This window comes from Streptomyces sp. NPDC002889 (assembly GCF_042888425.1).
Lineage (GTDB): Bacteria > Actinomycetota > Actinomycetes > Streptomycetales > Streptomycetaceae > Streptomyces.
This window is the reverse complement of record NZ_JBIAPT010000010.1, coordinates 118,618-132,147: the sequence shown is the minus strand read 5'-3', so window position 1 is coordinate 132,147 and position 13,530 is coordinate 118,618. Positions and strand designations below refer to the sequence as shown.

At 71.9% G+C, this 13,530-nt stretch carries 10 protein-coding genes and 1 tRNA gene; 3 read left to right on the top strand and 8 right to left on the bottom strand.

The window, feature by feature from the left end; genetic code table 11:
- Nucleotides 1-32: 32 nt before the first annotated feature.
- Nucleotides 33-2,945, top strand: coding sequence for an AAA family ATPase (locus ACFYWI_RS17045; protein WP_389232163.1), 2,913 nt, complete (start codon nucleotides 33-35; stop codon nucleotides 2,943-2,945).
- A gap of 5 nt (nucleotides 2,946-2,950) precedes the next feature.
- Here ACFYWI_RS17045 and ACFYWI_RS17040 read toward each other — a convergent pair whose 3' ends face one another.
- Nucleotides 2,951-3,790, bottom strand: a complete 840-nt coding sequence (locus ACFYWI_RS17040; protein ID WP_389232159.1) for an SDR family oxidoreductase — start codon at nucleotides 3,788-3,790, stop codon at nucleotides 2,951-2,953.
- A 95-nt stretch (nucleotides 3,791-3,885) separates the two neighbouring features.
- Between ACFYWI_RS17040 and ACFYWI_RS17035 the strand changes: the two genes are divergently transcribed.
- A complete protein-coding gene (locus ACFYWI_RS17035; RefSeq protein ID WP_389232156.1) occupies nucleotides 3,886-4,353 on the top strand; it encodes a MarR family winged helix-turn-helix transcriptional regulator in 468 nt (155 codons plus the stop codon).
- Nucleotides 4,354-4,361: 8 nt separating this feature from the next.
- Here ACFYWI_RS17035 and ACFYWI_RS17030 read toward each other — a convergent pair whose 3' ends face one another.
- The 4 genes from ACFYWI_RS17030 to ACFYWI_RS17015 all read right to left on the bottom strand — a co-directional run bounded on the left by ACFYWI_RS17030 (nucleotide 4,362) and on the right by ACFYWI_RS17015 (nucleotide 10,041).
- Nucleotides 4,362-6,824: a SpoIIE family protein phosphatase gene (locus tag ACFYWI_RS17030; protein WP_389232153.1), complete on the bottom strand. Its 2,463-nt coding sequence runs from the start codon at nucleotides 6,822-6,824 to the stop codon at nucleotides 4,362-4,364.
- An 11-nt stretch (nucleotides 6,825-6,835) separates the two neighbouring features.
- Nucleotides 6,836-8,947, bottom strand: coding sequence for a SpoIIE family protein phosphatase (locus ACFYWI_RS17025; protein ID WP_389232150.1), 2,112 nt, complete (start codon nucleotides 8,945-8,947; stop codon nucleotides 6,836-6,838).
- Nucleotides 8,948-9,194: 247 nt separating this feature from the next.
- Nucleotides 9,195-9,268 (bottom strand) — tRNA-Pro (locus ACFYWI_RS17020).
- Between the two features lie 227 nt (nucleotides 9,269-9,495).
- Entirely contained in the window at nucleotides 9,496-10,041 is a 546-nt protein-coding gene (locus ACFYWI_RS17015; RefSeq protein ID WP_389232147.1) for a winged helix-turn-helix transcriptional regulator, read from the bottom strand.
- A gap of 192 nt (nucleotides 10,042-10,233) precedes the next feature.
- Here ACFYWI_RS17015 and ACFYWI_RS17010 point away from each other — a divergent pair, with 192 nt between their 5' ends.
- Nucleotides 10,234-10,728, top strand: coding sequence for a DUF309 domain-containing protein (locus ACFYWI_RS17010; protein WP_389232144.1), 495 nt, complete (start codon nucleotides 10,234-10,236; stop codon nucleotides 10,726-10,728).
- Here ACFYWI_RS17010 and ACFYWI_RS17005 read toward each other — a convergent pair.
- Genes ACFYWI_RS17005 through ACFYWI_RS16995 form a run of 3 tightly spaced genes read right to left on the bottom strand, consistent with a single transcriptional unit; the run spans nucleotide 10,725 to nucleotide 13,524 of the window.
- Complete coding sequence (locus tag ACFYWI_RS17005) at nucleotides 10,725-11,375, bottom strand: lactate utilization protein C (RefSeq protein ID WP_389232141.1); 651 nt, start codon at nucleotides 11,373-11,375, stop codon at nucleotides 10,725-10,727. The genes ACFYWI_RS17010 and ACFYWI_RS17005 overlap by 4 nt on opposite strands.
- A complete protein-coding gene (locus ACFYWI_RS17000; protein ID WP_389232138.1) occupies nucleotides 11,372-12,790 on the bottom strand; it encodes a LutB/LldF family L-lactate oxidation iron-sulfur protein in 1,419 nt (472 codons plus the stop codon). The genes ACFYWI_RS17005 and ACFYWI_RS17000 overlap by 4 nt, the downstream gene beginning before the upstream one ends.
- The gene (locus tag ACFYWI_RS16995) at nucleotides 12,787-13,524 is read right to left on the bottom strand and encodes a (Fe-S)-binding protein (protein ID WP_389232135.1); all 738 of its coding nucleotides are present in this window, start codon (nucleotides 13,522-13,524) and stop codon (nucleotides 12,787-12,789) included. Before ACFYWI_RS16995 ends, ACFYWI_RS17000 begins: the two co-directional genes overlap by 4 nt.
- Nucleotides 13,525-13,530 lie beyond the last annotated feature (6 nt).

Genomic DNA, 13,530 nt, shown 5'->3' with positions numbered 1-13,530 from the left:
GCCCGCGCACGCCGGAAGGTGGTGGTGGGCTCGTGACGTCAGCGGCGCACCGCCCCGCGCCCGTCGGACGAGCAGAGCTCATCGCGCGCCTCGAACGGGTCCTGCAGGCCCGTGGACGCGCCCTGCTCACCGGCCCGGCCGGGGTGGGCAAGACAGAGATCGCACTGGCCGTCGCCGCGGGTGCCGAGGCTCGTGGGGAGACCGTGCTGTGGCTCGCCACACTCCCCTCCGACCGCGACATGTCCGGTGCGGCCGCGGCAGCCCTCGTCGCCTCGGTCTCCGCAACCGTGTCGTGGCCGCCGACGGGGGCACAGGGCGGCTCCGACGGGACCCGCTCGTACGACATCCTCGAGGAGCTGCCAGGGCCGCAGCGCTCGGCCGTCGCCATGCTGTGCCGCGAGGCGCCCGTACCCGAGGGCGGCTGGGACCCCATCGCCCTGCGGCTGGCCCTCGCCCGGATACTGCGGACCCTCGCCGTGCGCGGTCCCGTCCTCCTGGTCGTCGACGGCGTGCACTGCATCGACGCCGACAGCGCGGACCTGCTGCGCTTCGCGCTGCATCTCGCGCCGGCCTCGCTGCGGGTCATCGCCCTCGAGACGCCGGCGGCGTACGCACCCGAAACACCGGGCACGAACGCACCCGGGGGCGGCCAGGAGCCGCTGTGGGTGCCGTCCGAGGCCGACATCCTGTTCGTACCGCCGCTGCAGGCGGACGAGATCGCGGAACTCCTCTTCCACCACCGGCTGCCCTCCCGGATGGCCGGCCGCATCCACAAGGCCAGTGGCGGCAATCCACGCGTCGCGCTCGCGGTCGGCCGCTCCCTTGCCGACGCACGTACACCGGTGCACCACGCCGAGGCGCTGTCGCTGTCCGGCCGCGCCCGCGATCTGGCCCGGCAGCTGCTCGGGGTCGCCTCCCCCTCCGTACGCGACACCCTGCTGCTGGCGGCCCTCGCGCTGCGGCCGACAGCCTCCCTGATCCGCCGGGCCGGGCGGCCGACCGCGGAGGCGGACCTGGCGGCGGCGGAGCGGGCGAATCTGATCTCCCTCAAGGAGGACGGGACGGTCGCCTTCACCGCCGGTGTGCTGCCCTCGACGCTGGTGCACGACGCCTGCTGGACGCAGCGCAGCTCCGGGCACGCGGCGCTCGCGCAGGTGGTGGACGACCCCGTCGCCGCGGTACGGCACCGGGCATTGGCCACGGACATCCCGGACGAGGCACTGGCCGCGCTGGTCGCGGCGGCCGCCGACACCGCGCGGCGGCGCGGCGACAGCGCGCTGGCCGCCGAACTCGCCCTGCTCGCCGCCGAGTCCACGCCCGTCGAGCACGGAGTGCAGCGGCTCGCCCGGCTCGTCGACGCCGCCGAGGAGGCCGCGCGCGCCGCCCGGGCCGATCTGGCCGTGCGGGCGGCCACCGATCTGCTGGCCCGCGACGCCGCGCCGCGCGACCGGGTGCGGGCCCGCCTCGCCGTGCTCGACACGGCCGGGCAGGGCCTCGGCGGTCTCGACGAGACATATGTGCACGCGATGGAGGACTCCGAGGGCGATACGGCGCTGCGGGCGGCCGTCCAGCTCCGGCTGGCGGTGAAGTACGTCCTCGCCGACGGCGACCCCGTACGGTCGCGGGGCGCCGCGGTCGAATCGGCGGTGCTCGCCGGCTCGGTGGGCGATCGGATGACGGAGGCCAGGGCACTGACCGTGCGGGCGCGCATGGACCGTGTGCTGGGCTCACCGGACGCGGAGCGGGTGCTCGCCAGGGCCCGCGCCCTCGAGCTGGCCGAGCGTCCGCTCGGCATCCGCAACGCGGCCCGGATCCTGACGATCCGCCATGCCCTGTTCGACGACCGGCTCACCGACGCCCGCGACCAGCTGAACGCGCTGCTGCCGCTGGTCGAACGCCGCGGCCCGGTCGAGGACGCGATCGAACTGTTCCGTACGCTCGCGGAGGTCGAGGCACGGCAGGGCCAGTGCGCGTCGGCGATCCCCCACGCCGGTCGGTCGCTCGCTCTCACCCTCGAGGCCGGCCTGTCGCCCGGCCCCGCCTGGTACGCGCTGGCCCTGGCGGAGACCGCGGGCGGCAGCTTCGCACGGGCCGCGAGCTACGCCAGGCGCAGTGCGCAGGCCTCCGACGAGGAGGGCGACCATGTCTTCCTCTCCCGCAGCCTGTACGCGCTCGGACGCGTCCAGCTCGTCACCGGGGACGTGTCCAACGCGCTGGAGACCCTGAGGCGGGTCCAGGCGAGCGAACGTGCCCAGTCCACCGTCGACCCCTCGATGCTGCGCTGGCACGAGGAGCTGGCCGAGGCGCTGCTGGCGAACGACGCCCTGGAGGAGGCCGCGGATCTGCTTGCCGGCGTGCGCCCGGTCGCGGAACGCCTCGGCCGGACCACGGTGCTGCTCGGCTGCGACCGGGCCTACGCCCTGTATCTGGCGGCGAACGGCAAACCCGACGAGGCGGCGGAAGTACTGACGTCGGTCGTCGAGCGTTTCGCCGCGGCGGGGCTGCCACTGGAGAGCGGTCGCGCTCTGATCGCGCTCGCTCGCGTGGAGCGCCGCCGCCGCAGACGTTCCGCGGCGGCGGGCGCGCTGCAGTCCGCGGCCGCGGTCTTCGAACGGGCGGGGGCGACGCCCTGGCTGGCACTGGCCACCGAGACGCTCCCGGGGGCCACGGAACCAGCCCCGAGCGCGGGGGCCGCCCGCGGCGGCGCCCTGTCCTCGCTCACGGACGCGGAACTGCGCCTGGCGCAGCTGGTGGGCCGGGGGGCGAGCAACCAGGAGGCAGCGGCCAAGCTGTATCTGAGCGTGAAGACGGTGGAGGCGCGCCTCACCCGCATCTATCAGAAACTGGACGTCCGTTCACGCGCCCAGCTGGCCACGGCCCTGAGCGCCTGGCCGGTCCGCCCGGCGGCGGCGCCCGCGCCGGACACCGGCCCGTCACCCGCGTGACGGCCTCAGCCGACCCAGGTGCCGGTGAGGCCGAGCACCGCCGAGCCGTCCAGGTCGGCGAGCTTGGTGCCGACGAAGTCACGGGCCCACTGCGACGTCTGGATACGGAACGCCGGGCGGGCCGCGGTGAGCGCATGCAGCACGGACTCGGCGGCCTCGTCCGGGGTCTGCGCGCCGTTGAGGAACTGTGAGATCGTGCGGTCCACATAGACCTGGAGCGGCTCGGCGTACGGACCCGCAGCGGCGACCTCGCTCTCGAGGTCGAGACCGAGGTTGTTGACGAACTCGGTGGCGACAGCGCCGGGTTCGACGACGGAGACACTCACGCCGAGCTTCGCCGCGACCGGCGCCAGGCTCTCCATGTAGCCCTCGACGGCGAACTTCGCGGCGCAGTAGGCCTCGTTGAAGGGCTGCCCGATGACGCCGCCGACGCTGGTGACGGTGATCAGACGGCCGCCGGAGGCGCGCAGGTGGGGCAGGGCCGCCTTGGAGACATGGAGTACGCCGAAGAAGTTGACCTCCATGACCTTGCGTACCTCGGCCACGCTCTCGTTCTCCAGTGTGCCGAGGTGCCCGGCGCCCGCGTTGTTGATCACGGCGTCGAGGCGGCCGTGGTCGGCGATCACGCCGTCGATCGCCGCGGCGACGGAGGCTTCGTCGGTGACATCGAGCTGCCGTATGTCGAGCTCGACGCCGGCCTCGGCGGCGGCCTTGCGCAGCGCGTCGGCGCGGCCGGTGTCGCGCAAGGTGGCCACGGTGAGCCAGCCGGCCTGTGCCGCGGCGACGGCGGCGGCGAGGCCGATACCGGAGGAGGTGCCGGTGATCAGAACAACCTTGGAAGACATGGTGCTGGCCTTTCTTTCGCAGGAACCGCCATTAAGTGCGTGTACACACACCATAGCCATTATGTGCGTGCGCACGCAACCGCTAAGCTCGGATCATGACGAAGAGGAAGCTCACCCAGGCGGAGATGCCGGTCGCCGACCACGCCTTCTACGGGCTGGTCTGGGCCGGGACCGTCCTCACCGAACGCGTCGACCGTGCCCTGAGCAAGGCCCACGACCTGCCGGTCTCCTGGTTCGAGGTCATGCTGTGGCTCGCCTCCAGCCCGGAGCCGGTCCCCGCATCCGTACTCGGCAACAGCACGATGCTCAGCCGCAGCCAGGTGTCCCGCGTCGTCGACGCCCTCCAAAGCCGTGGGCTGGTCACCCGCACCCCGTCCGCGCGGGACGCGCGATCCGTCGAGGTCGCGCTCACCGAGGAGGGTCACCGGCTGTTCGCGGAGGCCGACACCACACGCCGGGAATGCCTGGCCCCTGTCTTCACCGATCTCCTCGACCAGGAGGATCTGGAAGCGCTCAGCGCGGTGTGGCAGAAGCTGAAGGCGGCCAAGGAGCGCTCGGCCTGAGTCCGGGGTCATGCCGACGGCGGCAGCAGTGGTGACGCGGACGGCAGATGCTGCTCGGTCCAGATGGTCTTGCCGTCGCGCGTGTACCGAGTCCCCCACCGCTCGGTGAGCTGGGCCACCAGGAACAGTCCGCGGCCGCCCTCGTCGGTGGTACGGGCCCGGCGCAGGTGGGGCGACGTGCTGCCGGTGTCGGACACCTCGCAGATGAGATGGTCGTTGCGGATGAGCCGCAGACCGATCGGCCCGTCACCGTACCGGTAGGCGTTGGTGACCAGCTCGCTGACGATCAGCTCGGTGGTGAAGATCATGTCCTCGAGCCCCCACTCGGTCAGCTGGGCCGTCGTGAGCGCCCTGGCCTGAGCGGCGGCGGTGGCTTCCACGGGCAGCTCCCACGTGGCCACCTTCTCCTTCGCCAGGACGCGGGTACGGGCCACGAGCAGTGCCACGTCGTCTGCGACACCGTCGCCCGGCCGGTTGTGCAGCAACGCACCCTCGACCGCGGTACAGATCTCCTCCAACGACTGGGCCGGCGAGGTCAGCGCTGCGCACAGATCCGCCACGGACTCATCCACGTCCCGCTTCCTGCCCTGGATGAGGCCGTCGGTGTAGAGCGCCAGGAGGCTGCCTTCGTCCAGGGTCATCTCGGCGGCCTCGAACGGCAGCCCGCCCAGGCCCAGCGGCGGACCGGCCGGCACGTCGAGCAGTCGCGCCTGTCCGTCCGAGGTCACCAGCACCGGCGGCGGGTGACCGGCGCGGGCGAGGGCGCAGTGCCGCGCGGCCGGGTCGTAGACCGCGTACAGACAGGTCGCGCCGAGGACTTCGGGGAAGCTCTCCTCCGTCGGCTCCTGTTCGGCCGCCAGTCGGTCCACCAGGTCGTCGAGGTGGGAGAGGACCTCGTCCGGGGTGAGATCGAGATTGGCCAGGGTGTGCACGGCCGTCCGCAGCCGCCCCATGGTGGCCGCCGCGTGGATGCCGTGGCCGACCACGTCGCCGACGACGAGGGCGACGCGGACCCCGGACAGGGGGATGACATCGAACCAGTCACCGCCGACGCCGGTCTCCGCGTCGGCCGGCAGATAGCGGTAGGCGACCTCGACCGCGGGGTGGCTGGGCACATCGTGCGGGAGCAGGCTGTGCTGCAAGGTGAGCGCCGCGTCGTGCTGCTGGGTGTAGCGCCGTGCGTTGTCGATGCACAGGGCGGCACGGGAGGCGAACTCCTCGGCGAGTTTGAGGTCGTCCTCCTCGAACGCATCGGTCCGTCGGGAGCGCCACAGACTGATCATGCCGAGTACGAGCCCCCGCGCGATCAGCGGCACCACCATCAGGCCGTGGATGCCCAGCGCCCGGGCGCGCTCGGCCCGCTCCGGATCCCGGGAGAGCCACCCGGTGCCGCCCCCCAGTTGCCGGGCAATGGCCGGACGCCGCTCGGCCAGACACCGCGCGTGCGTACTCTCGGGTGGGATGTTGATCGTGTGGCCCACCGGGTACATGACCTCTGCCGTGTCGGGCAGGATGCTGCGCACCGCCGCCCGGCGCACGGTCGAGAGCATGTCCTGCAAGGGCTCTTCCCCGCGGGTCACCGGCTCCAGCAGGTCCACGGAGACACAGTCGGCGAGCTCCGGGACCGCCACCTCTGCCAGCTCACGCGCCGTCCTGCCCACGTCCAGCGTGGTCCCGATGCGGGCACTGGCCTCGTTGAGCAGAGCGAGCCGACGGCGGGCCTCGTGGCGTTCGGTCACGTCCTCGACCGTCTGCCCCACCCCGAGGATCCGTCCGCTGGAGTCCTCCATCCGGAACGCCGACACCGACACGAACAGCTCGACGTCGGGATCATGCCGCAGAACGCAGGACTGCTCGGTGAAGATCGAGGACTGGCCCGTTTCGAGCACCTCCCGCAACTGCCTCTCCACCGTGTCGGAGTCCCGCTGGATCAGGAAGTCGCTCGTACGGAGCCCGCGGTGCTGCTCGGCCGGTATCTGACTGAACCGCGCGATCGCCCGGTTCACCCGCAGGATGCTCAGGTCCGGCGCGAAGACGGACAGACCGATCGGGGAGCGGCGGAACAGTCCGTCCAGGACCGACCGGTCCGTCTCCCACTGAACGACCTCCTCGGCGGGCGCAGCGACGATGAACCACTCCTGGCGGCTGTCGCCCTTCGTGAGCACCCGGACCCGGCAGCCCACCTCCACCCGACGGCCGCTGCGATGCCGGACGGGCACGACCCCGAACCATCCCTGCTCCCGTACGCAGGCCGCCACCGCGTCCATGACCACGTCCCGGTCCGGGGGGTCGACCAGGAGAGCCGTAGCCTTCTGTCCGAGTGCCTCGTCGGGCGGGTAGCCGAGCAGCGCTTCGGCCCGCTCGCTCCAGCCCACGACTGTCCCGCGGTCGTCCAGAACCGCCGAAGCCGCGCGCCGCACCGCGAACGGGTCTTCCGGCCCCTCGCTGAACGTCGTCACGGGTGTGTCCATCGCTACCACCCTCACCCCTGCGCCTTGCGTGCGCGACCGCGCGGGCCGGTACGGCTCCTGGCAGGGGCCCCGGGCGGCAGCGCCCTGGCCAGGAGTACCGCGACATCGTCCTGGGCCGTGGAGGGCAGCAGCCTGGCGAGGACGCCGTCGCAGATCTCGTCCAGCGAGTGGTCGAGGTGCAGGAGCGCCCCGGCGAGCTGCTGCATTCCGTGGTCGACGTCCCTGTCGCGGGCCTCGATGAGGCCGTCGGTGTACAGCACCAGCACACTGCCCGGGGGCAGCGGCACCGATTCGGTCTGGAAGTCCTGTCCGCCGGCCCCCAGGGGCGTACCCGGGGGGCCGTCGAGAAACGCGATCCTCCCCCCGGCGTCGGCCACGGCCGGGGGTGGGTGGCCGGCCCTGGCGATCAGAGCACCGCCGGCGGCGGGATCGTGGACCGCGTAGACGCAGGTCGCCATCTCGTTCTCACCCAGGTCGGCCACGGCGGCGTCCAGCGAGTGGAGCATCCCGGCCGGAGGGATGCCGTGCCGGGCCAGTGTCCGCACCGCCGTGCGCAGCTGTCCCATGACCGCCGCCGCATGGATGCCGTGGCCCATGACGTCCCCGATGACCAGCCCGGTCCTGCCGTCGGGCAGAGCGAAGACATCGAACCAGTCGCCGCCGACCTCGTGGTCGCTGGCGGGGAGATAGCGTCCGGCCAGTTCCAGACCGGTCACTTCTGGCAGCACGGTGCTCGTGAGGCTGCGCTGGAGCGTGAGAGCGGCCGCCCGCTGGCTGGTGTACATGCGCGCGTTGTCGATGTTCAGCGCGGCCCGGGCGACCACTTCGTCGATGAGGACGCAGTCCTGCTCGTCGAACCGCTCGCGGCTGCGGAGCCGTGTCACCACCACGGCGCCCAGCACCTTGCCGCGGGCGACCAGCGGGACCAGCCGCGCGGAACCGAGACCGCTGAGGTACGTCCGCAGCCGCTCCGCCTCCGGAGCGGTGATCAGCGCCGGGACGTCGGACCGGTAGAGGTTCATGGGACGCCCGTCGGCGATGACCTGCTCGTACACCGAGCCGAGCGGGACCTGGAAGGTCTGGCCCACCGCCAGCTCGGCGACGGCGGACGCATCCGGGAAGGAGAGCGCCATGCGCCGCACCACCCCATGGCTGGACGCGGCGCTCTCGTCGGGGTCGAGCATCTCCTCCAGCAGCTGGACGTCGGCCGAGTCGGCCAGCTGGGGCACCAGCACCTGCACCACTTCCTCCGCGGTCTGCCGCAGGTCCAGCGTGGTGCCTATCCGTGCGCCGGCCGCGGCCAGCAGTGCGAAGCGGTGGCGCGCGCGGTCGGCCTCGACCTGCGCCTGTTGCCCGGCGGTGATGTCGATCAGGGAAGCGATCACTCCCAGTCTCCGGCCTGTGCTGTCGAGGAGTGGAGCGTAGGAACAGGACCAGATCCGGTCGTGATCGGGATCGGCGGGGGTACGGCCGGTGCGGCGGACGTCGACCACCGCCTCACCGCTGTCCATGACCTGCTGCATCACCGTCTCCAGCGCCGCGGCGTTGACCCCGGGCGCGACCTCGGCCGGCCGTTTGCCGAGATGCTCGGCAGCGGTCACGCCGTTCATCCGTGCCAGCGCGTCGTTGACCCGCAGAAAGCGCAGATCGGGACCGAGAATGGCGAGACCGATGGGTGACTGGGTGAACAGGCCCTCCAGGGCCGCGAGCGAATCCCGCATGGTGCGCACCGCGGAGGTCTCCACGGCGATGGCCAGCGTGCCCGTCTCTCCCGTCGAGTCGGCGGCGGGGACGATCCACATCTCCATCGCGATGAAGTGCCCGTCGTGGTGCCGCACCGGGAGCGTCCCCACTACGGCCTCACCCGCCGACACCTTCCGGGTGAGCTGCCCGGCCAGCTCCCAGTTGGACTCGGGGACCAGGACCGTGAGGGAGTCCCGGCCCAGCACCTGCTGCGGCACGTAGCCGAGCAGATCCTGGGCGGCCAGCGACCACTCCACGATGCGCCCTGCCACATCGGTCCGCCACAGCGCTATCGGCAGCAGTTCGCGGAGCACACCCGCATACCCGATCGCCGTCAGGGGCTGATCCGGCACGTCACTCGTCGACTCGCGTGTGTCCACCGCAACGACCTAACCCCGGGATGGGGGCGCTCGGCCTGCCGACCATTCCCGCTTTCGGGTGTATTTCATCTCGAATCACCCTATCCGAGGCGCGCTGGCCTGGGCGAACGGAGCCGCCGGGGGTGGTGTCGACGGGCATATGCCGGGCACCAGGACGGCGTTGGCGCGCCGTGAACACCACACCAGAAACACCAGGAGACCGCGTCGGACTGCTCCGACACGGTCTCTGATCTGCGACTTCGAAAAGTCGGGACGACAGGATTTGAACCTGCGACCCCTTGACCCCCAGTCAAGTGCGCTACCAAGCTGCGCCACGTCCCGATGCCCGCCTGACCTGGGGTTTCCCCCGGCCGAACGCGCAAGAGAACCATACCTCACTCTGCGGGGCGGGCGGACGGGGTGGGCGTGACCCGCTCATGGCGGGCTGCCGCACCGGGCGGCGAACCCGATCTGCCCACACCTGACCTGACGGGCAGCCATGGAGGCGCACGCACGGACCACAAGGCCGGGAGCGTGTCCTGTGGTTCAGGCCGAACCCGGCAAGATCCTCAAGAGGCGCCCGGGCCGCGGTCCGGCGCCCGAGGGCCGTCCTGCGGCTCGACGGGTCCCCTTCTGTCCCATCCGGGACTGCGCACCCGCAGACGCAGATCATCGGGAACGACCTCGCCACCGCAGTGGCGGCAGCTGTGCACCACGTCCAGTTCCGCACCGCAGGAGTGGCTGAACACCGCGGGAGCTTCGTCGACGAGCCATCGGTCGCCCCAGGCCCGCAGCGTCGTCAGCACGATCAGCAGGTCCCGGCCCGCCTCGGTGAGGTGGTACTCGTAGCGCGGCGGGTGCTCGAGGTACTGCCGCCGGATGACGACACCGACCGACTCCAGATGGCGCAGGCGCGCGGTCAGGACGTCGCGGGGCGCACCCGTGTTGCGGGCGATCTCCCCGAAGCGGTTGTTGCCGAAGCCGATCTCGCGGACGGCGAGCAGAGCCCACTTCTCCCCCACTGCCTGGAGCGACAGCGCGATCGAGCACGGTCTGCCGCGCGAGTCCAGGGCCAGTGCGGGGACAGAGCCGTCCGGCATGGTGCGTGCCTTCATGAGCACCAGGTTGCCACATCCAACTCACTCCCTCCCGCATCACGACGAGGTAGGTTTGACATCCCAACCTTTCCCTCGTCCACACACGATGCGTGATCCGGACGAGCCCGCCCCCCACCCTGCCCGCGGCGCCTGCAGACCTCTGACGGCCCCCGGTCCGGTCCGTGCGACGGTCCGGGGGACAATCGGGGCGTGACCAAGGCACCCCGGGACCGCGACTTTGAAGGCCGCGCACGCAGCGCCCGCCCCCGCGACGGGCTGGGCCGCCCTCTGCCCTACGGCGCACCGGGCGTCGCGCGCCAGCCCGAGGGAGTACTGCGCACCCCGGCCCAGACGCTGGCCGAGGCGCAGCGCCTGCTCGATGCGGGCATGCCGTTCCATGCGCACGAGGTCCTCGAGGACGCATGGAAGTCCGGTCCGGACGAGGAGCGCGAGCTGTGGCGGGGCCTGGCCCAGCTCGCGGTCGGCCTCACCCATGCGGCCCGCGGCAACACGACGGGCGGCGCCCGTCTGCTGCTGCGTGGTGCGGAACGGATCTCGGGTTTCCCCGATCCGTACGCGATCGATGTCGTCGGCCTGACGACGTGGGCCCGGGCTCTGGCGGCCCGGCTCGCGGGCCCGGTGGACGCGGCCACGGAGTCGCCTCGGCTGACCGCAGGCCGGGGAGACCTCCCGCCTGCGCCCTAATCCGTCAGCAGGATCACCTCCAGCGTGCGGGGACCGTGCACGCCCTCCACGCGGTCGAGTTCGATGTCGCTGGTCGCCGAGGGGCCCGAGATCCAGGTCAGCGGGCGGGTCGGGTCCAGTCTCGACATGGCCTGCGGGACGGACGCGACGATCTGGTCGGCGGCGCGCACGACGCAGATGTGCAGGTCGGGGACGAGGGTGAGGGCCCGGCGGCCCTGGCCGGGGCCCGCGTCCAGGACGATCGTGCCGGTCTCGGCGATCGCGAGCGCGCAACCGGTCACGACGGCGTCCGTCGCATCGAGTTCGTAGGGGGACAGCGGGCCTTCGTCGGCGCACTGTTCGGCGTCGGTGGCGGCGAGCCAGGCGGGCGGGAGTCCGTCCGGCACGGCCACCGAGCCTGCACAGTGCTCGGTGAGCAACTCCGCGATCAGGGAGGGAAGTTCACGCTCGGCGGCGCGGTGCACGAGCGCGCGGTAGTCGGCGAGGTTGTCGTGCAGCAGGTCGAGCATCGCGGCCGGGTCGTCGGATGTGTGGCGCTCCAGGTAGTCGCGGGCCGCCTCCGGCGCCTCGGGGGCGTCGGCGACGGCGGCGCGGATGCGACCGAGGATGCGGTCGCGGGAGTTCGTGGAGGGGGCGCGGTGGCTCATGTGCGGTTCTTCTTCCACCAGTCACGAAAGGAAGCGGCAGGCAGCTCCGGCAGTTCGCGGGACGCGGTCCAGGCACCCGCGCCGGGCAGCCTCTTCGGATGGAGCCGCCGGGTTCCGGTCGCGGCCCGCTCGGCGGCGGCGAGCGCGCCGGGGTGGTTCAGCACCCAGCCGGCCGCCTTCATCACCACCTTCTCCAGGCGGTGGCCCCTGCCGCCCTGGTCCACAACCTTCTCCCGGAGGTGGACCAGGACCTCGGGGATGTCGATGGCGACCGGGCACACCTCGTAGCAGGCTCCGCACAGGGACGAGGCGTACGGCAGTGAGGCGTCGATCTCACTGTGTGTGCCGCGCAGTTGGGGACTGAGGATCGCGCCGATCGGGCCGGGGTACACGGAGCCGTAGGCATGACCGCCGGCCCGCTCGTACACCGGGCACACGTTCAGACAGGCCGAGCAGCGGATACAGCGCAGGGCCTGGCGGCCGGTGTCATCGGCCAGTGTCCGCGTCCGGCCGTTGTCGAGCAGCACCAGATGGAAGGCGCGGGGGCCGTCGCCGTCGCGGGTCCCGGTCCACATGGAGGTGTACGGATTCATGCGCTCGGCGGTCGAGGAGCGCGGCAGGGTCTGCAGGAACACCTCCAGGTCCCGCCAGGTGGGCACCACCTTTTCGATGCCGACGACGGAGATGAGCGTCTCGGGCAGGGTCAGGCACATGCGGCCGTTGCCCTCCGACTCGAGGACGACCATGGTGCCGGTCTCGGCGACCATGAAGTTGGCACCGGAGACGCCGACCTTGGCGCGCAGGAACTTCTCCCGCAGGTGCAGCCGGGCCGCCTCGGCGAGCTCGGCCGGGCTGTCGGAGAGTCCCTCGGGCGCGGGGCGCCCCCAACTCGCCATCCTCCGGATGAAGATGTCGCGGATCTCGCCGCGATTGCGGTGGATGGCGGGGACCAGGATGTGCGAGGGGCGGTCGTCGCCCAACTGCACGATCAGCTCGGCGAGATCGGTCTCGTAGGCCGCGATCCCTTCGGCCTCCAGCGCCTCGTTGAGACCGATCTCCTGGGTGGCCATCGACTTGACCTTGACGACCTCGCGCTCGCCGGTGGCCTTGACCAGGTCCGCGACGATCCGGTTGGCCTCGGCGGCGTCGGCTGCCCAGTGCACGGTGCCGCCCGCCTCCGTGACCCGCGCCTCCAGCCGGAGCAGATGTCGGTCGAGATGACGCAGCGTGTGGTCCTTGATCTGTTTGCCGGCCTCACGCAGCTCGGCCCAGTCCGGCAGTTCCGCGACCGCGGCCGCCCGCTTGTCCCGGATGGTGTGGGTGGCGTACCGCAGATTGGCGCGCAATGTCGGGTTGCGCAACGCGTCCCTGGCCGCCGTGGGGAAGGAGGGCATCCCCAGGTAGGTGCCGCTCATACCCGCACCTCCTGTGCCGCGTAGGGCTGCTGCTGCGTGCTGCTGAGGATCTCCGCGATGTGCAGGGTGCGCAGCGGCTCGTCCTGGCGGCGCAGAAGGCCGTCGATGTGCAGGAGACAGGAGCTGTCCGCGCCGCACAGCACGGTGGCGCCGGTGGACACCGCGCTGCGCACCTTGTCCTGCCCCATGGCAGTGGATACATCGGCGTTCTTGACGGCGAAGGTGCCGCCGAAACCGCAGCACTCCTGCGCGCCGGGCAGCTCGCGCAGCTCCAGCCCTTCGACGGCTTCCAGCAGCCGGCGCGGCCGGTCGCCGAGTCCGAGCAGCCGCAGGCCGTGGCAGGAGGGGTGGTAGGTGACGGTGTACGGGAAGTAAGCGCCGACGTCGGTCAGGCCGAGCACATCGACGAGGAACTCCGTCAGTTCGTAGGTGCGTGCCGCCAGGTCGGCTCCGGGTGCGCCGCCGAGCCGCGGGTAGTGCTGCCGGACCATGGCCGCGCACGACCCCGACGGGGTCACGACGTACTCGTACCCCTCGAAGGTCTGCGCCGTGCGCCGGACCAGCGGCTCGGCCTGGCGCCTGTAGCCGGTGTTGAGCTGCGGCTGTCCGCAGCATGTCTGAGCGGCCGGGAAGTCCACGTCGACCCCCAGCCGTTCCAGGAGTCTCACGGTCGCGATGCCCGTGGCCGGGAACACCGCGTCATTGACGCAGGTGACGAAGAGTGCGACGCGCATGGCCGG